The sequence below is a fragment of the Pseudoramibacter porci genome, from assembly GCF_009696145.1.
In the GTDB taxonomy this organism is placed as follows: Bacteria; Bacillota; Clostridia; order Eubacteriales; family Eubacteriaceae; genus Pseudoramibacter; species Pseudoramibacter porci.
In genome coordinates, this window is record NZ_VUMO01000012.1 from 1 (window position 1) to 18,653 (window position 18,653).

The window sequence follows — 18,653 nt, forward strand, 5'->3', positions numbered from 1 at the left end:
ACTGAATGCATGGCCTGTTTCTATTATTGCTATTTTACCACGGTTGTATGGCAACAGGTGAAAAATGATTGCGATAATAAACAAAGCCTAGAGCGTTTGCCCTAGACTTTGTCTACAGTCTGAAACCTCAAACGCAATGTTTGAGGCTTTTTTCACATTATTCTTTTTGCTTAGTGTAGAGACGCTCCACATTTAAAAAATCATGCGGGGTCATAATTCTCGGATCCTTAATGCCTGATTCCAAAAAATCTTTGTCGCCTATCAAAAATACGTCAGCGCCTGCCATAACGGCTGCTCTAAATATAGGTTTATCTTTCTCATCTCTAATTTTACTTTCATCATCAATTGGTGCTTCTGGAACCTTGACGATTGTAATGGACGTCATAATGGCAGAAAGAAACTGATCCAATATCAAGGTTTTTGTTGGAAATTTTCTATTGAAGACCTCTTTTAATTCATCGATATTCAAATCACAAATTATTGCACTATTGGGATAGCTCACTGCTCTGCAATACGCTTGAAATGGAATGCTATTAGGAAATAAAGCTGCAGAAATCAATATATTCGTATCAATAAAGACCTTCACCATTAGTCCTCATTTCGCACAGACTTCACCATTTCAACAACGTCTTGTTCGTTCTTAATGTCTGCTCTGCACGCTTCACCTCTAAGACTATCCTGCAGCATACGCATCGCGTAAACAGCGGCATTCACAACTTTGACCTCACCATTGTTAACGATAAAACTAATGCGGTCGCCACTATCGACACCAAGGACTTTTCTGACGTCTTTAGGAATTGTAATTTGTCCCTTTGATGTTACTTTTGCATTATCGACAAATACTTCTGTGCTCATAGATGTACCTTCTTCCTTTTTGCTTAAACTTTTTTCTATATATCTTTCGAATATATGTATTCCTTACTTTTCTTACTTCGATTATACGCCCATTTTTAATAAATAGCAAATGAAATGCGTATTTTTTGTCCCCGCAGCAGAAAAATGATACATCAGGCATCCAAGCTTCAAAGTGAAAATACCCATACAAAAAATCGCCTCAAACTTTAGAGTCTGAGGCTTTTTTGTATGATTCCACTACTGGTCAAACGTCTATCGCCGGCGTCTGCCCGACGTGCTGCCGCCGATCCTGCCAGGTGACGGCGGCCGCGGCCGCGCTGTCCGGCCAGGCAGCTTCGAAAGTCAGGGTTTTGTGCTGCCAGGCCCGCAGCGTCACGGGGGCGACGTCCTCGAGCACAGGCGTCTCGCTCAAAACCCGGTCCCCTTCGCCGTAAAGGACGAGGGTGAAATCTGAGAGGACCGCCGTGTCGTAGGACGGATTCTCGAGCCGCAGCCGAAAGCGGACTTCGTGCCCGTTTTCGGGCTTTTCAGCGGGATAAACATTCAGCCGACCTTCTGCCCGACCGAAGCGCATCCGTCCCGAAATCAGGGCTTTGAGCGCTTCAGATGGGCTGCCAATGACCGCGGAAGCCATCAGTCCTCCAGCGCAGCGGCGCAGTTTTGCAAGTCAGCGATAATCGGCAGGTGCTGAGGGCAGGCCCTTTCGCATTGGCCGCAGGCGATGCAGTCCGAGGCCTTCCCGACCCCGGCCGTCGCGTTGGCGTAGCGGCGCTTGGCGTCGTCAGTCTGGCTGTAGACCATTTCCCGGTTCATCGCCGAGAAAATATTCGGAATCGGGATCTGTTTCGGGCAGCCGGCAACGCAGTAGCGACACCCCGTGCACGGAATCGCATCGATGGCGGCAATCGCCGCCTGAGCTTTTCGAATCACGGCTTGTTCGCTTTCGGACAGCGGCTTAAAATCGCTCATGTAGGACAAATTGTCCGCCATCTGGGCTTCGTTCGACATGCCGGAGAGGACGGTGAGTACCCCGGGCAGCGACGCCGCGAAGCGGATTGCCCAGGATGCCGCGGACACGTCCGGATTGGCCTCGGTCAGAATTTTCTCAACCGACGCCGGCGGCTGGGCGAGAAAGCCGCCCTTGACCGGTTCCATGATCACGATCGGCTTGCCGAATCGGCGGGCGATGTCGTAACACTTTCTGGACGCCACTGCCGGGTTGTCCCAATCGGCGTAATTGATCTGCAGTTGGACAAATTCCGCTTCGGGGTGATCAGTCAAGAGTTTTTCCAAGAGATCCGGTGTGCCGTGAAAGGAAAAGCCGATATGGCGGATCTTCCCTGCCGCTTTCTGCGCCTTGACGAAATCCCAAAGGCCGTATTCGTCGTATTTTTTATAATTGGTGAGCATCAACGAATGCAGCAAGTAGCAATCGAAATACCCTGCGCTGGTGCGCTCAAGGCTGATCTCGAGCTCTCGTTTTGCTTCTGCCGCGCTGTTTACGCCGATGGTGGCGTGCAGCTTCGACGCCAGCATGAAGCTTTCTCTCGGGTAGCGGTCGACCAGCACCGTCTTCACGGTCTCTTCCGAACCGCCCTTGTCGTAGACGTAGGCGGTATCGAAATACCGCAGCCCCGCGGCCATGAACGCGTCGACCATTTGCGTGACCGCGTCCAGATCCACTTTCCCGCCGCCCTGGGTACCGGGCAGACGCATCAAGCCGAAGCCGAGCTTCGGAATGTCTTGGGCCCATTCTGTTTTCTGCATCGTGTTCTCCTTCTTTGTTTATCTTCTTTGTTTATTTTGTATTCTTGTCTTTTCTTATTATGCCACAGCATGAGCTATTTCGGGCACAAAAAAAGCGGCCAATGCCGCTTTTTTCCCGCACATTAATACTGATCCCGATGCACCTTTGAAAAGTCGTAATTCCGGCCGTCTTCGCGGTTCGGCTGTGCCGGATAGCCGATGGATGCGATGGCGAAAGGCACCACATTTTTCGGAATGTCCAGCGCTTTTTGAAGGTTTTGAATACGGTCTTCAAAGGGGGCGATGGCAAGCCACACCGCCCCAAGCTCCAAATGCACCGCTTCGATCAGGATGTTTTCCATGGCGGCGCTCATATCGGCGTCGAAGCAGTCTGGGAAGCGGCACGTCGTCGGATCCCCAACGGGCACGATCAGTACGCCGGCCTTCGCCGCGCATCCGGCGTAGGGTGAAGCGGCTGCGGCCTGTTTTTTCACTTCCGGGTCGGTGACGACGACGAATTCCCATTCCTGCTGGTTGCCCGCCGTCGGGGCGGCCATAGCGGCCTTGATCAGGGTTTCAATTTTTTCTTCTTCAACTGGCCGGTCGGTGTACTGCCGGACCGAGTGTCGGGTAAATAATGCGTTCATACATTCTCCTTCGTGGGTTTGATCTTAGTGCCGATATTTTATCCTGTCTGCCCCAAGAAAAACTTAAATACCCCATCAAAAATCACTGCGCTTTGCGATGTCAAATCCAGCCGAAATGGGAGAGGGCTGCAGCGACCCCGTCTTCCGAGCACGGCGTCGTCACGTAATCGGCGCAGGCCTTGACGTCATCGGTCGCGTTGCCCATAGCGATGCCGATGCCCGCGAAGGCGATCAGGCTTTTGTCGTTGCCGCCGTCGCCAAAAGCGGCGCAGGCTTCCCGGGGCAAGCCGTAAGCGGCCAGGACTTTTTCCGCCCCCACCGCCTTATCGCTGCCCTTCCCGACGATGTCGCAGGCCCAGTCCCACCAGCGCAGAGGCTGGACGCCTGCGGTGCCGGCCAGCAGGGCGGCGTCCTGGTCGGCCCACGTCCCGGCCATGACCTGGTAGATGTCATCGGCCATGAGGTGCTGAAAAGTCTCGCGGTCAACAACATGGTTCGGATGGCCTGCAAAGGACATGTAGGTTTCGAGGTTTTTCTGATAAAAATTGCTGCCCATGGTCTTTGCGCCTGCCAGCAGCACCGGCACACCCATGCGTTCGCTGTTTTCAGCCATTCGCCTGATGTCGGTTTTGGCGATGGGGGCAGAGCAAAGGGGTCCCTTTCGGTCGAAGCCGTAGGCCCCGTTGAAACACAGGGCGCCGTCGAAAGCCAGGCCTTTCACCTTCGGCAGGAGATAGGGCGGACGGCCGCTGGCGAGAAAGACCTTGGTCCCTCCCGCGCGCAGGCGGCGCAGCGCGTCAGCGACGGCCGGGCTCAGGCTCGGCGCGTCGAAATCGATCAGGGTGCCGTCAATATCAAAGAATGCAATTTTCGGGTTCATCGTATGTCCTTTCCGCTGTGTTTGCTTCTATTATAAGAGACTGTGTTCCGAAATTCAAAGGCTGCCCGTTATTTCGCCATGCGATTATTTCCCGGGCAATAAAATAAGGCTCCCGAAGGAGCCTTGAATCTTATGGCCGTATGAATCGTTATTCTGCGTCGCGCAGCCGTTTGACGGTGAGGACGGTGACCGCGCCCGCTGCGGCGATCAGCGCGATGAGTCCGCCGATCGTTGTCGGGTCACCGGTCTTCACGCCTTGTGCTATCGTCTGGGTCTTATTGTTGTTGGTAGTGGTCGTCGTAGTTGTCGTCTTCTTATCGGTCATGTTGATACCGTCTTGGACGTACTGATCGATCCCGACGATATCTTTTTCCTCCACCTTAAAGGTTTCGTCTGCTGCTTTTTCGTAGCCTTCCGGTGCTTTGAGTTCTTTCAGTGTGTAAGTTTCGCCGGCAACAAGCTTAGCCGTGATGCGGTGTTTTGTGCCGTCTGATGTCCAGCTTTCGATGAGCTTGCCGTCCTTGTCGTAAACAGCCAGGATCGCGCCCTTCACCGGTTTGCCGTTTTCGTCAACTTTGGCGATTTCAACATTGGTTGCGGTTTCGCGCCAGCGCAGGAACTGCACCGCACCTTCGGTTTCCAGTTCTGCCGCGCCGTTGGCGTTCGAGATCATTTTCTTGGTGCCGTCTTCCTTGAGGCGGATAATCGCCGGATTCGCCGTCCGCTGATAGCCTGCCGGCGGAACTTCTTCCATTACCGCGTAGACACCCGGTGTGATGTCATTATCGCTCTTTTCAATTTCGCCTTTGGAATCGGTATCGGATTTGCCGATCATCTTCCAATCCTTGGCTTTCATGATGTCTGCCCGGGTCAGGTCTCTGAACCGTGCGTACGGATCCTTCTGATCAGCTGCCGCTGTCGTTGCAACGTTTGATACTCTCAGTGACGCGCCGAGCAACGCATTATCTTGTGCGTCAGCTGCTGCGATCTGGCCTGTCCATCTGAACATGGCGTAGCGGCTGCCGCGGATGCGCTTGTTCGTGTCTTTTTTGTCGATGTTTTCGGTCTTTCTCACCTTGAGGGCGTATTTTTTAGTTGCCAGCTTCTTATCCTGTATAGTGAGCTTCCCGGTCTTAGCATCGTATTTGAAATCACCTTCTGTCCCGGTGACGGTCATCTTCCCGTCTTTGCCGACACTCAGTTTGATTGTATTGATGTAGTCGTAGCCTGCCGGTGCGCCGTCTTCTTTGATCGTGTACTTGCTGCCAGCTTTCAATGACGAGCCGAAATCGTGTTCCGTGCCATCTGAGGTCCAGCTATCTACTGCCTTGTTGTTTTCGTCGTAGACGGTGATCTTTGCACCCGACACTTCTTTGCCGGAGGTGAGGTCGGTCTTGCTGACTTTTAACGTGATCGGCGTTGTCGTTTTTTTCTGATCGGTCATCGAAACGCTCTGGATATTTTCAGTTTTGCCGACTGCGTCTTTCTTTTCAATCGTGATGGTCTGATCTACCGCTTTTTCATAGCCTTCCGGCACATCGATTTCTTTGAGTGTATAGGTTTTTCCAGCGGTCAGGCTCGTAGCAATTTGATGTGCTTCACCGTTTGTGGTCCATCTTTCGATTTCTTTATTCCCGTCGTAGAGTGCGAGTGTCGCGCCTTCAACAGGTTTGTTATTCTGATCTATCTTGGTCACTTTAAGCACGACAGATGTTTCGTGCCAAACCATGTTGCCGTCTTTGTCGATTTCAGCCGCACCATCAGCGTTGGCGTTTTGAATCAAGCTAACTTGGCCTTTCGTGTCAACCGTAAAGACTGCTGGGTTCGCCGTGCGCTGATAGCCATCCGTTGCTTCGGTTTCCATGACCGCATAAGTACTGCCTGCATCAAGCTCTTTTGAGGTGTACACACCATGAGCATCGGTTTTCTTACTTTCTTCTTCCTGTGTCCATTGATCTTTATTCGTCTTTTCGATCTGATCTCGAGTAACTGTGCCGATCTGGCTGGCGTCTGTGCCGTTCCATTTGTAGAGCGTGTAGGTTGTGCCTGCAATGGTTGCACCGTTCTTTGACTGCTTCCGCAATCTCAGTGCGCCCTTTACTGACTGTTCTTTGGTATACGTATTCGTCAGTGTGATATTCGCTTTTTGGCCTTTAAAAACTGTCGCTTGTTTGTCGCCCGTCACCGTGACTTGATAATTGTCTACTTTTTCACCTGTTTCTTCAACGGTATATTCACCAACTTCAAGGCCATTAATTGTGACACTGCCGTCTGACTTTTTCAGATCGCCATACGTTCCCTGATAAACGACACCGCTCGGCCCCTTGATGGTAAATTGTGTGGAATCCGGTGTTTGCGCATCGCCTGCTGTCTTCTTCGTAAAGGTTAGCGAGCCTGTGTCCTTGCTGTAAGTATTAGTCAGCGAAATTTCTGCTGTTTTACCCGTTTCAACGGTCGCTGTCGTTGTTCCATCCACCTTCAAAGTGTAGCCATCGACATCAGCGCCGCTTTCTTTTACATTGTATGTGCCAATCGGAAGATCTACTGTAAAGGAGCCCTTACCCTCCATCTGCCTATACGTCACCGTTGCGGTTGGTTTCGTTTCACCCTCTTTTGTGATGGTGAACGTCGCATTCTCTGGTGTTTCGTGCCCTTCTGAAATTTTTGTCAGTTTCAGCGAGCCTGTTTCTTCTACTTGATCGGCTAACGTCAGCTTGACTTTTGCCTTTGTCTTCGTTGAGAGGGTATCTCGGTGAATTTCTGGACCTTGCGGAAAGTCCACACTATCTGCGATTACTGCACCGCGCAGACCGCCACCGTGCTTATACTGCGCAGCAGGAGCCAGAACCTGTCCGGCTGCCACATTGTTAATTCTTATATTTCCCGTATAGGCTTCATATTTTCCGTTAGTGCCTTTTTGGACAAAGTTATAAATGATGTGCCGAGCTAATTCTTCCGTTTCCGAATCAGCACCTAAATTGTCGATCTGTATTTGTTCGAGTGTATAAGTATCTTGACCATTCGTGTCGATGTTAATCAGCAGATATCCATCTTCGTTCAAGATTCCTTGAATGGCCTTTCCATTTTGCGGTTCAAGGAAATTGGCGTTTTCCAAATCATCTTTCAAGTTGCCTGTCGTCGACTTCAGATTGATGACACTCAGTGAATTTTCTCCGCTGGACGCGCCATTTTTTGCGTTGGCCAATTCAGCTGAAACACCCTTCAAATAAGTTAAGTTATCGCTGACGTCCTTCGTAATGTTTTTCTTCTGCTGAATATACTGCGGCATATTATCGAAGCCTTGGTAGTCCTTGACTGTGATTTTATTGTCGCCAGATTCAAAGACATAATTAGCCCCGTCATAATGCCCATTTTGCATATTTTCAATATAAGTCGTATAGCCCTTTCGGCCTTGATCGAAGAAATTTTGATCCAACATCTGGACACCGCTGCCCATTTTAATGGTGCCTATGTAATTCGTGAAATCTGATTTCTTGATGGTACTCAGAGTCTGAAAAGCCTCGCCTTTTTGAGTGAGTTTACCTTTATCATCCAGCTGATAAACGCTGACATTATCTCCGGATTTAATCGCGTTTATTGTAACGTCATTAAACTTGAGAGTGCATGAACCTTCTTTTTCACCTTTTTTAACGGTAATGGAAAAAGTATCTAAGATATTTTTCTGGCTATCACAGATTGCCATTTTAAAGGCTGTATCCTTTTCCACCTTATTGCCAGTATCCAACTCCACTGTGACTTCTGTCGGACAATTACGTCTGATCACAGCGTCGTTTTGATTCAGCGGTCCACTCCCATTGTTTACTGTTATCATCCCAACTTTGACATTGCCTTCCAGATGCATACCGTCAGTGAATTGATTGGCATAAACGGCAACATCTGTCGTCATTTTATCCTGTTGGTTCAACATATCCAAAACCTGTTGATACGTATAGGTCGTGCCTTCATTGGTGTTCCAGGTTTTCGCCTGATTTTTTTGAACGCCATTTTCGGTTTTGAAGTTAAAAACCGTTTTGGCAGCCTCTTTCTGCGGTGTTCCTTGCTTGGTGCCCTCACTCGCTCGAACCGCTACGATTCCTGCCACACATAAAGCAGCCAGTACCGCGATGACAAGCATCACGACCCGCTTCGTGTCCTTTCCTGCTCTTTCCATCATGTCATCATTCTCCTTTCTCGGTCACCGATTTGTGATCCTGTTGGCTATTTCTCTTCTTATTGAAGTCATTTCATTTCTTGTCATTCTATTCTTCGTTTACATAAACATTTTATGCTACTTTCTTAAATTTGTAAATAAATTATTAAGCTTTTTTCATTATTTTAAATTTGTCAAATAAGTTCGTTTTATCTTAAGTGTTTCTAAAATATTATCTGCGCGTATTCGCCATATATAGAATAGTAAACCGTTTCAAATACTAAATAATGATGCTTTCGTGATTTAAGTTTTCATCATTTGATAAATTATTCAGTTAGATTATCACATTTTACGTTACCTTGTAATTATTCTAATCTTTTGGTCAGTCCCATTCAATAATTTATTAAGGTAATCTTTTGTTAAATTGATATCATTAACAAAATAGATAAATGCTCATCAAATTGAAGCTTTCCTTAATTGATCGATCAGCTTCTCACACAATGCGTTATCTTCCATATGAGGCGAAATGGAACAGCGTAACGCGCCAATGGCGTCAACCTTTGCGCACAAAAAAATCCCGCTGCCGTAAACAGCGGGATGATCGGATTTAATGATTTAGAAGTTCAACAGGTTGCCCGTAGGGCAATCAGTCCCATGTTTCGTCGAGGTTTTCTTTGTCGCCTTCTTCGAAAAAGGGTGTGGTTGTCACCGTGTAGACGCAGGGCGCGTCAAAATCGTTGCGGATCATGTGCGCTTCGCCCGGTGCCATGTGGATGAAATCCCCAGGGCCGGCGTCGTGGCGCACGCCGTCGATGTAAAAAGCAGCCCGGCCCTCGATCACGTAGAAATCTTCCTCCATTTTGTGGTGGACGTGGGGACCGAAGGTCTGTCCCGGCTTCACCCGGACGAGGCCGAAGTTGAGCCGCGGCCCGTGAATAAAGTATTTAGGACCGCTGTCCCCGTGGCGGTATTCGCAGTCCTTTTCGTGAATGAGCTTCATGATTAGAGCAGATAAATCGGAAGGTCAGCCTGTTCTTGAATGTGCTGTTTTTCTTCCGCTTCTTTTCGCGCTTTTTCTTCTGCTGCTGCCTTGGCCGCCGCTTCCGCCGCTTTGCGTTCAGCTTCGGCTTTTTCAGCTGCCGCTTTCGCTTCAGCTTCTGCTTTAGCTTTGGCTTCAGCCTCTGCCTTAGCCTTCGCTTCAGCTTCCGCCTTGGCTTTCGCTTCAGCTTCCGCCTTGGCTTTCGCTTCGGCTTCTGCCTTAGCTTTAGCTTCAGCCTCTGCCTTAGCCTTCGCTTCAGCTTCTGCTTTAGCTTTGGCTTCAGCTTCTGCCTTGGCTTTCGCTTCAGCTTCAGCTTCTGCTTTAGCTTTCGCCTTAGCTGCTGCTTCGGCTTTGGCCTTGGCTTCCACTTCAGCCTTTAATTTTGCTTCCGCCTCGGCGTTTTTTTCGCTCGCTTCGGCCATGGCTTCAGCCGCCTTCGGCTGTTCCTTCACTTCTTCTGTATGACTCTGTAACATTGATTTTAATTTGCTTGTCTTTCTGGCCATGATTTAAAATCCCCCTTTGGCTTTAATTTCATCGTACAGCGCCTGGTAATCCTGCGCGCCGTTCGCTTTGGGCTTGTACTCAAAGATCGACTGTTTAAACACCGGCGATTCCACCAGCGCCACATTCTTCCGAATGGTGTGCCGCATGAATTTATCGCCGAAGGCGTTTTCCAAATTTTCGTACTGAAGCTGGTTGATGTTGTTGCGATTGTCGTGCATCGTCGCGAAAATGATCGAGATGTCTTTTTCGACGCCCAATGAATCGTTAACGTACTGGAGCGTCTCCTGGAGCAGGTGGACGCCGTCCACTGCGTAATACTCGGTCTGCACCGGAATGAAGATCTTGTCTGTCATCACCAGGGCGTTGGTCGTCACTACCGAGAAAGACGGCGAACAGTCGATGATGCAGTAGGCGTAATCGTCCGCGATGGCCTTGAGCCGGCGCTTTAAAATAAATTCACGCCCGACCATCCCCGACAGCCGCGGGTCGATGGTCGCCATGAGCAGGCTCGACGGGATGATGTCCACATTGTCCTTCAAATGAAAGAGCGTGTCCGCCAGAGGCTTGTCCCCAGTCATCAAATGGTAGATACACGGCCGGTCGTAATCCGCCTCCATCATCGAGGTGGTCAAATTCGCCTGCATGTCGCAGTCGATCAGCAAGAGCTTCTGGTTTTTTTCGACCAAATCCTTCGCGAGAAGATAGCCCAGATTGATCGCGGACGTGGTCTTGCCGCATCCTCCTTTTAAATTAAAAAAACTGATTACCTTCAACCTTCAGGCTTCCTCCTCTCTACACTGTGCCATCTGTTAAACCTTTAGATGAAATGCTTAACACATGGCACAAATAAAAGCTCCGAAGGGCTTGCGCCCTCCAGAGTTTCCATCAATCCGATTGACTGAAATTAGAGAATCAGCTTGCGCACATCCTGATGCGGCGAGGCGATCACAGAAGTGCTCGTGATCACGCCGTATTCGCGCATGGCGTTTTCGGCGGCTTTCACGGCCTGTTTGACAGGAGAGACTTCGCCGGTCATGATGACGAAAGCTTTCCCGCCGAGCCCGCGGGCCATTCTCACTTCAACCAATGTAATATTTGCCGCTTTAACTGCGGTATCCGCCACAACAATCGATGAAATGGCGTTGATCGTTTCAATAATCCCAATCGACTGAACGTTATCGACATCGACGTTTGCCATCAATGCTGGGAAAACAGCTTGATGGATGTTTGGAATCACATGGGATTCGATGACGAACATTCCCCCGACAACTTCACCATTCTTGACAGAGGATCTAACTGCTCCAACATCGCCAGAAATGATGGTGACATATTTCCCAGGACAAATCGGTGTCGCTGTCACCAACTCAACATTTCCGGATTTGAGCATTTGGTCAGTGGATTCGATACCGATAGGGATACTTTTAAATTCGATAAATCCTATTGCGTTTTTCAAATTTCCACTCTTTCTTTATGCATCGTTCAACGCAAATCTCATGCCTTGACGGTGACCACACCGTTTTCGACCGATGTGACTTTGCCATCAATGCTTGAGAAAATACGTGCACTCAAAGCCCCTTCCGGAATTTCTCCGACCAGCTGACCCCGTTTGACTTCATCGCCGACGGCGACGACCGGTGTTGCCGGTGCTCCAATGTGTTGAGACATCTGGAGATGGACTTCTTTAAACTGCTTCTTGCACGGTTCCATCGGCGCGTCTTTGTCAAATTCGTCCAGGCCTAAACGCTTGGTCAGGCGGTGAACATTGAAACGACGGTCTTCGATGAACGGATTGGCCGATTTCGGCTGTTCGTGATGCGGGTTTTTGATCCCGTTTTTCTTCAATTCCCCTTTGAGGAATTCGTTGACCTTCCAAGGCTGGAGATCCATCACGCACGCATACTGGCAAAGCCCGCAGTCGCAGCACAGATAGGCGTTCGTCGGCAGGGCGACGTTGTCGCATGTCGACGCGTAAGCCGCAATGCGCATCATCTTGTGCGGTTCCAGATGGTGGCCGAGATTGTGTCTCGGGCAAACTTCCGTACACAGGCTGCACTGCATGCAGTAATTCGCAGCCAGCTTCAACGAGCGCTCTAAGCTTCTCGTTTTCGAGTGGATCAGATAGTGATCTTTCGGTAAAACGATGAGACCTTTCGTTCCCTTCGTGATGTAAGAATCTTCGGAAACGATTTTCCCCATCATCGGACCCCCATTGATGATGACATAATCACTGATGGTCGGGCCGCCGGCCAGGGCCAGCGCTTCTCTTACCGTGATTCCCAAAGGCACTTTTGTCGTGATCCGGCGTTTGACGTTCCCGGTAACCGTCAAGTATTTGTCGATAACCGGTTTGTCTTCGGTCACACAGTCGTGAAGGTTGAGTAAGGTTTCAACGTTCATGACCAATGCGCCGACCGCCAGCGGAATACCACTTTCAGGAACAACTTTGCCCGTGCATTCGTAGACGAGGGTTTGTTCGTCGCCGGCCGGGTAGAAGTTATTCATGATGTGCAGCTTCAGCTTTGGATATTTCGGCAAAAGCGAATTGAGTTTATTGATCGCCGGCACGTATTTTTTCTTCAGGCCGATAATGCCTTCTTTAGCTTTGGTGTGTTCGACGACCATGTTGAGAGCTTCCAGTAAATCGGAAGCTCTCAGGTCCATTAATTGTTGATCAACTCGAAGCAGAGGTTCGCATTCAGCACCGTTGACAATAACGACATCAGCCGTCGCATCGATTTTGACGTGGGTCGGGAAAGTGGCCCCGCCAGCACCGACAATGCCAGCGCTTTTTACTTTGTCAACCAAGCTCATATGCAACTCTCCTCTGATTATTTAATGTTGAAGGCGTCGCAGAGTACGCATCTTCTTCTTCTTGCGAATGTCTTCGCTGAGGTTAAGCCTTCACCGGTCGGGCCAGCGATGGTAAAGGTCGGATAGCCTTCGCCGCCAGCGCCCAGTCCTGCGTAGGAAGGACCGTTCTTGACAAAGATCGTGGAAGCGATCTTCTTAGACATCTTGGACAGCGCGTCGACGTTCTTGGAGTGCATCGTCGCGGTGTGGCGGTTGCCGTGTTCCAATTCGCAGGCCAGGTCGATCCCTTCGTCGACGTTGTCGACGCGGACGATCCCGAGGATTGGCATCATTAATTCGATCTGTACCAATGGATGGTCAGCTGGCAGTTCGCCGATTAAGACTCTGGTGTCTTCCGGCACGTCGATGCCTGCTGCTTTTGCGATGTATTTTGCGCTCTTGCCGACATAGTCACGGGAGACGCGGCCGTCCGGTGCGACCATTGCAGCCAAATCGTCGAGGACTTTGCGGTCTTTGATTTCGAAAGCGCCGTTCTTCTTCATGTTGAAGATCAGGTAATCTGCAACCTGGTCGACGACGACAACTTCTTTTTCAGCAATACACGGCAGGTTGTTGTCGAAGGTGCAGCCATCGATGATGTCTTTTGCTGCTTTTTCGATGTCGGCGGTTTCGTCGACCAGTGCCGGTGGGTTCCCAGGGCCAGCGCCGATGGCTTTCTTGCCGCTGGAGAGAACGGCGTGAACAACGCCAGGGCCGCCTGTTGCGCAGAGGAGTCTGACATCAGGATGGTGCATCATGACGTTTGCAGATTCCATGGTCGGGTGTTCGGTCGAAACGACCAGGTTTGCCGGGCCGCCTGCTGCTGCGATGGCCTGGTTGACCAGTCTGACGCAGTAGAGCGACGTCTGGAGTGCGCCTGGGTGCGGAGCGAAAACAATCGCGTTCCCAGCAGCGAGCATGCTGATGGAGTTGTTGACGATGGTTTCATTCGGGTTGGTCGACGGGCAAATTGCACCGATGACGCCGAATGGCGAGAGTTCAAGAAGGGTTAAGCCTTCATCACCTGTCCAGCAGTTGGCCTGGAGATCTTCCATCCCAGGAGTCTTTTCTGCACAGAGATAAGCTTTTGTAAGTTTGTCTTCTACATTGCCCATGCCCGTTTCTTCAACGGCCATATTGACGATGGTTTCGACGGTTTCCTTTTTCGTAAAGGTCTTGCGAATTTCGTCAATAATTTTGTAGCGCAGTGACAATGGGCGCATCTTGTAGTCGTTCCATGCTGCCTGAGCTGCGGCGATGGCATCTTCCATATCGTCGAAAATGCCGTCCTTGCCCTTGGCATCCTGGGTCGCTGGTGCAACACCGTTAGCTGCGTCGATAGATGTCATCACTCTTTTAACGATTGCTTCAATACCAGCTGTATCTATATTCATACTGCCTTCCTCCTAAAAATTAATCATTCTGTTGAATCACCGCAAGGCCTGCCTTGGCAATGGCCATGTCTTCGTCGGCAGTGCCGCCGCTGACGCCGATCGCGCCAATCTGCTTGCCGTCGACGATCAACGGATACCCTCCGCCAAAGGTCACAATGCGGTTATGATTTGTGAATTGAATTCCGAATAAGGGGCTGCCTTCCTTTGCCAGTTCCTGAACATCTTCCGTCGGGCATTTCAGCGCGTTAGCGGTGAACGCCTTGTTCTGAGAAATGTCGATGCTGGCAATCAGCGAATCCTTCATTCGTTCGTAATAAGCTAAATTTCCGCCCCGGTCAACCGCCGAGAAGACGATAGGCACGCCGAGTTCCCGAGCCTTGACCCGTGAGCCGGCGGCTGCGCGCTTCGCGAGCACGAGCAACAATTCGTTGTCGTCTTCAGACGTTTCAACTGGAACGTTTGCTTGATTCTGATCCTTCATACCTTTTTCCGCTGCATCTCGGATATCCTGTTCAAATTCTTCAACCCGTGCCAGCGTGAACAGCAAGTCTGACAGACGGTTGACGAATTTAGTAACTTCTGGTCTAAGGTCCGGGTCCTGCGCTTCGTAAGACACGATCCGTCTTTCTCCCCTTCGGACGACGGCGCGCGCGGTGTGCAGCGCTGCGGATGCGGGATTTCTGCCGGGAATGACAAATTTTGTCTGTTTGCCGACAATCTGCAGATAATGATCGATCTGCTGTTCCATCAGATCAATATCCCCTTGTTCGACTTTTTCCGTCAGCATCTTTCTCCCGCGGTCATCGCTGGCCAGCTCAGCTTCCAAGATGTAGATTTTTTCTTCAACGTGCAGAAGGATGTTCCGAATTTCTTCGTCTTTCGTTAGGGATGCTGCCAAGCCGATGAAGGCCTGCGCTTCGTCCATGGTCCCGTAGGCTTCGATCCGGATATTGTCTTTCGAGATCCGGCTGCCGCCAAACAGGCCCGTCGTCCCTTTGTCCCCTGTTCGGGTGTAGACATTAGGCATTCTGTTCTCCTCTGCTTATAGTGTTTTCTTAACCTCCGGATCCGATGTCTGAATTTCATCGACGATCCCGACGATAGTCATATCCACAGGTGTTGTCTTGTCGCCGTAAACGAAACGGGCGGTACTCCCGCTCGTGAGAATGACGGTTTCGCCGATGCCGGCGCCGACCGTGTCGACGGCGATGGATGTAGACGAACTCGAATATTTTTCGAAGTTGCCGTTTTCGTCGATTTTCTTGACGATCATCAGTTTACATCCCATCAGATGTGGATCCTTCTGGGTAGAGACGATGGTGCCAACTACTTTTGCAAGCCGCATACCACTCACCTACTCTCTAACTAATTTCATCCCAAATTCTTCAGCCGCTTCAGCTGCAAACGCGGTTATGATCGCGTCTTTTCTGACTTTGACGACTTTCTGTCCCTTGCGGGTCATTAAATCTTTTCGACTGATAATATGGGAAACAATGACGTCACCTTCCACTGGTGCCGAAACAGGTGCGGCAGGTGCCGGTTCTGCTGCTTTAGGGGCAGCCGCTTCCGGTGCGGCGCATTCGCTGACTTTCTTTTCCGCACAGACTTCGTACAGATCAGCCGCTGCGCACAGCGTCCAGCCGAAAGTCCCGAGGGTCGCCAGGTTGTCGCGAAGGACTTTGCGATAACCGGCTGGGACTTTCCCCATTCCGAGCTTCGCGCGGACTTCATCGTCCGGGTCTGCCCCGTCGATGGCACAGACAAACGATTTGCCCGACATAATGGCCTGGCTGATCGTCGTCAATACCGGTGTATCCGCGATGCCGTGAGCAATTTTCGCCGCTGTGTTGATGGTCAGCGTCGGCAGAATCACTTCATCGGCTGTCTTCACAAATTCCTTGAGTTCAAACACGTTTTCGTTCGTGTAAACCTGGTCGACATCTAAAGCCTTTTTTATTTTATCAAGATCAAGGACTTGTTTCGAACTGTCCGTCACTAAGACTTTAAGCTGCCATCCATCTTTGCGAAGCTTTTCCATTGCCTTCAGGCCGTTGGTGTAGCCAATCGCGGCACCTGTAAAGCAAACCAATGCGGTTTTCGGTCTATTGTTTAACCGTTTGATGACTTCATCGACGATCCGCTGAACCAGAAGATTAAACATGTCTTCATTGTTCACCAAATCTTTTAAGTCCAATTGATCACCACATTTCTAATTCATTAAACTTCTTTTTCCGCCTCAGGCCTTGCAGTTAAATGCAATGCCCAGCGGCGTTACCAATAAGGGTTCTACAGGTTTGACGGTCTTGATGCCAATTTCCCGTTCGAAGACGCTTTCGAATTTCTTGAATTCGCAAGCCCCGCCGACGACGTAAATGGTATCGACATTGTAGCCGTCGATGTAGCGCCGGACGATTTCAGCCATTTTTTCCACCGTGGGCTTAATCAGCGGGAAGATTTTACTCTCATCGTCATGGATTTTCATCTCTTCCGCTTCATCAAAACTGATGTGGTAGGCCCCGGCGATGACTAGACTCATGTGGGTCCCGCCTGTCGGCTCATCCGCGGTGAATACAACTTTTCCATGATCTAAAATAGAAATCCCTGTCGTTCCGCCGCCGACGTCTACAACCGCGCCGTTTTCGATGCCGAGCACCGTAGCGGCCGCTGTCGGTTCGTCGAGCACGTTGGTCACGTTGAAATCACAGGACTCCACAACATTGGCAATGATTTTGGTATTGCCTTCGATGATTCCCGGAGGAATGGCCGTTGCTGCCGGCGCATTGCTCAGATCCACACCAATCCGGTCTTCAAGCTGGCGCTTCAAGTCTTTGACAATGTCGACCGCGCCGATATAATCGACGACGATCCCGTCTCGGACGACGTGGGCGCCCTGGGTCGCTCCGGCGACCGGCTTGTTGTTTTCGTCCACTACAGCCACAACGATATTAGCCGTCCCGAGGTCAACGCCAACTTTAAGCCTGCCTTCATAGGGCGCGACTCTTTTTTGTTTGATCAATTCGTCAAATGCTAATATGGTATCGTTGCCGCTTTTCCAATCCATTAATACGCTACTCCCTGTTATTTTTTAATTACGATTTTGACACTGCTGCCTTTTTTGAGGCCTGCCGCTTTCGCTTCGTCGCCGGTCAGCATCAATTCGTGCCGGCCGTCTTCGGTGACGTGAACGAGGACATTTTCAAAAATCGTGCCGTCGACCCCTCTGGAATCGACCGATACAGTGTCTTTTTCTTTAAGCTGCAGCTGGTCTGCGATGTAAGTCGGTAGATTCACACTCCGTCTCGGAATGATGGCCCCCTTTTCGCAGGCGACTGCTCCGGCCGGGCCGACAATTCTGCACGCCGCCGATTGATAATCATCTTTTGATTCGCGCACCGGCGCGTCGACGCCGATGGCTTCACTTTCCGATCGAGATAACTCGATCACCGGGTCTTGATCATCGTCGAGCAGCGGTCCGAAAATGTAGCCATGGGTTGAACCCTTCGGCCCGCTGATGGCAACACCTTCTTCATAATAAAAAGAATTCAGATCTTTCGCCCGCGTTAATGTGGCGTGAGACCCGAAAAGCTGTTCCACCGTTTTCTGACTGCAGTAAATGTGTGCGCTGGGAATCCCCAGTGTGATGAGATCAGGTGATGCTTCACATTTTTGCGCCTTCTGGAAGGCTTCTAAAACGATCTGAACCATCTGGCTGATCTGTTTTTCATCGTACATAGTTCGGCTCTCCTTTCTTGTTAATGACAAGTCCAGATTGCTTAATTTTTCTTGTCTACCGGATCCGGCATTTCTGTCTTGGTTCCCCGTGAGGGTTCAAACTGACTGCCAAAGGTCGGAATGTTCCAGTAGTACTTCATCCAGTATTTGTCCCGAACATTTTCGGGATCAAAGCCTTTTGTCTGTGTATTGTAGACCATCGGCATGAGCCCATCTGAGGGTCTGGCGATGACGATGGCTGACTGACAGCCATTGCCCTTGTCGCAAGCTGCTTCCGCGGCAGCAACTGCCGCTTTGCACGCGCCGACATCTCCCAATACCTTGACAACATGCATGCCGCCGCCTCGGCTGGACTCAATGCCCAATAGACAGACATTTGCGGACTTGACCGCTGCATCAGCTGCTTCGATGGCTGTTGCAAGTCCCTTGGCTTCAATGAAACCAATAGATTGGCGCATTGACTTCTCCTTTCTTTGGCTTAAAGCATCACGCGTCTAATGACTTAAACGGCATCCGCTTAATCAAGCGCGCTGCGTTGGACCCGATGGCCCGCAGCTTTTCTTCTCCTGCGTTGGGCGAAATGGTGAACAGCGGTTGACCGTCCCTTAATTTAATAAAATGCAGGACGATGTTGTGGCTGTCAATCCCAATGCCCACACCCAGGTGAGAATCTTCTGCCGCTTTGTACGCTAAATCTTTTGCCGAAATTTTTTCTGTTTTGTCTTCGTATTTATAAGGTAAGCCTTCTTCTTCGATCCCGAGGATGACTTCGGTGACGACGTCCTTCGGCACCGAACCCTTAATACTGTAGACCATTATTTCAGGTTTTGGTGCTTCTAATCCGGGATTCATA

At 50.3% G+C, this 18,653-nt stretch carries 20 protein-coding genes; all 20 read right to left on the minus strand.

Annotated elements, in window-relative coordinates:
• Positions 1 to 157 precede the first annotated feature (157 nt).
• Positions 158 to 589 (minus strand): putative toxin-antitoxin system toxin component, PIN family, encoded by a 432-nt coding sequence (locus FYJ52_RS08300; protein ID WP_154576763.1) that lies wholly within the window; start codon positions 587 to 589, stop codon positions 158 to 160.
• The gene (locus FYJ52_RS08305; RefSeq protein ID WP_154576764.1) at positions 589 to 855 is read right to left on the minus strand and encodes an AbrB/MazE/SpoVT family DNA-binding domain-containing protein; all 267 of its coding nucleotides are present in this window, start codon (positions 853 to 855) and stop codon (positions 589 to 591) included. Before FYJ52_RS08305 ends, FYJ52_RS08300 begins: the two co-directional genes overlap by 1 nt.
• Before the next feature lie 244 nt (positions 856 to 1,099).
• Positions 1,100 to 1,489 carry a hypothetical protein gene (locus FYJ52_RS08310; protein WP_154576765.1) on the minus strand — a complete coding sequence of 130 codons (390 nt, stop codon included), beginning with the start codon at positions 1,487 to 1,489 and terminating at the stop codon, positions 1,100 to 1,102.
• Entirely contained in the window at positions 1,489 to 2,622 is a 1,134-nt protein-coding gene (locus FYJ52_RS08315) for an aldo/keto reductase (RefSeq protein WP_154576766.1), read from the minus strand. The genes FYJ52_RS08310 and FYJ52_RS08315 overlap by 1 nt, the downstream gene beginning before the upstream one ends.
• A gap of 122 nt (positions 2,623 to 2,744) precedes the next feature.
• Positions 2,745 to 3,248 carry a nitroreductase family protein gene (locus FYJ52_RS08320; protein ID WP_154576767.1) on the minus strand — a complete coding sequence of 168 codons (504 nt, stop codon included), beginning with the start codon at positions 3,246 to 3,248 and terminating at the stop codon, positions 2,745 to 2,747.
• 100 nt (positions 3,249 to 3,348) lie between these two features.
• Positions 3,349 to 4,128, minus strand: a complete 780-nt coding sequence (locus FYJ52_RS08325; RefSeq protein WP_154576768.1) for a Cof-type HAD-IIB family hydrolase — start codon at positions 4,126 to 4,128, stop codon at positions 3,349 to 3,351.
• A 148-nt stretch (positions 4,129 to 4,276) separates the two neighbouring features.
• The gene (locus tag FYJ52_RS08330; RefSeq protein ID WP_154576769.1) at positions 4,277 to 8,302 is read right to left on the minus strand and encodes a SpaA isopeptide-forming pilin-related protein; all 4,026 of its coding nucleotides are present in this window, start codon (positions 8,300 to 8,302) and stop codon (positions 4,277 to 4,279) included.
• Positions 8,303 to 8,924: 622 nt separating this feature from the next.
• A complete protein-coding gene (locus tag FYJ52_RS08335) occupies positions 8,925 to 9,278 on the minus strand; it encodes a cupin domain-containing protein (RefSeq protein ID WP_154576770.1) in 354 nt (117 codons plus the stop codon).
• 2 nt (positions 9,279 to 9,280) lie between these two features.
• Entirely contained in the window at positions 9,281 to 9,823 is a 543-nt protein-coding gene (locus FYJ52_RS10050; RefSeq protein WP_205960814.1) for a hypothetical protein, read from the minus strand.
• 3 nt (positions 9,824 to 9,826) lie between these two features.
• Complete coding sequence (locus FYJ52_RS08345) at positions 9,827 to 10,597, minus strand: ParA family protein (protein ID WP_154576771.1); 771 nt, start codon at positions 10,595 to 10,597, stop codon at positions 9,827 to 9,829.
• Positions 10,598 to 10,728: 131 nt separating this feature from the next.
• Entirely contained in the window at positions 10,729 to 11,277 is a 549-nt protein-coding gene (locus tag FYJ52_RS08350; protein WP_154576772.1) for a BMC domain-containing protein, read from the minus strand.
• A 38-nt stretch (positions 11,278 to 11,315) separates the two neighbouring features.
• Positions 11,316 to 12,641, minus strand: coding sequence for a 4Fe-4S dicluster domain-containing protein (locus FYJ52_RS08355; protein ID WP_205960815.1), 1,326 nt, complete (start codon positions 12,639 to 12,641; stop codon positions 11,316 to 11,318).
• Between the two features lie 11 nt (positions 12,642 to 12,652).
• Complete coding sequence (locus FYJ52_RS08360; protein ID WP_154576774.1) at positions 12,653 to 14,068, minus strand: aldehyde dehydrogenase family protein; 1,416 nt, start codon at positions 14,066 to 14,068, stop codon at positions 12,653 to 12,655.
• A 19-nt stretch (positions 14,069 to 14,087) separates the two neighbouring features.
• Positions 14,088 to 15,095, minus strand: a complete 1,008-nt coding sequence (locus tag FYJ52_RS08365) for a cob(I)yrinic acid a,c-diamide adenosyltransferase (protein WP_154576775.1) — start codon at positions 15,093 to 15,095, stop codon at positions 14,088 to 14,090.
• A gap of 15 nt (positions 15,096 to 15,110) precedes the next feature.
• Positions 15,111 to 15,413, minus strand: a complete 303-nt coding sequence (locus FYJ52_RS08370) for a EutN/CcmL family microcompartment protein (protein ID WP_154576776.1) — start codon at positions 15,411 to 15,413, stop codon at positions 15,111 to 15,113.
• 9 nt (positions 15,414 to 15,422) lie between these two features.
• Positions 15,423 to 16,244: a flavoprotein gene (locus FYJ52_RS08375; protein ID WP_328598793.1), complete on the minus strand. Its 822-nt coding sequence runs from the start codon at positions 16,242 to 16,244 to the stop codon at positions 15,423 to 15,425.
• Between the two features lie 60 nt (positions 16,245 to 16,304).
• The gene (eutJ, locus tag FYJ52_RS08380; protein WP_154576777.1) at positions 16,305 to 17,129 is read right to left on the minus strand and encodes an ethanolamine utilization protein EutJ; all 825 of its coding nucleotides are present in this window, start codon (positions 17,127 to 17,129) and stop codon (positions 16,305 to 16,307) included.
• A 17-nt stretch (positions 17,130 to 17,146) separates the two neighbouring features.
• Complete coding sequence (locus tag FYJ52_RS08385) at positions 17,147 to 17,800, minus strand: PduL/EutD family phosphate acyltransferase (RefSeq protein WP_154576778.1); 654 nt, start codon at positions 17,798 to 17,800, stop codon at positions 17,147 to 17,149.
• A 41-nt stretch (positions 17,801 to 17,841) separates the two neighbouring features.
• On the minus strand, positions 17,842 to 18,258 hold the full coding sequence (locus tag FYJ52_RS10255; protein ID WP_154576779.1) for a BMC domain-containing protein: 417 nt from the start codon (positions 18,256 to 18,258) through the stop codon (positions 17,842 to 17,844).
• A gap of 28 nt (positions 18,259 to 18,286) precedes the next feature.
• Positions 18,287 to 18,652 carry a glycerol dehydratase reactivase beta/small subunit family protein gene (locus FYJ52_RS08395; RefSeq protein ID WP_154576780.1) on the minus strand — a complete coding sequence of 122 codons (366 nt, stop codon included), beginning with the start codon at positions 18,650 to 18,652 and terminating at the stop codon, positions 18,287 to 18,289.
• Position 18,653: the final 1 nt, after the last annotated feature.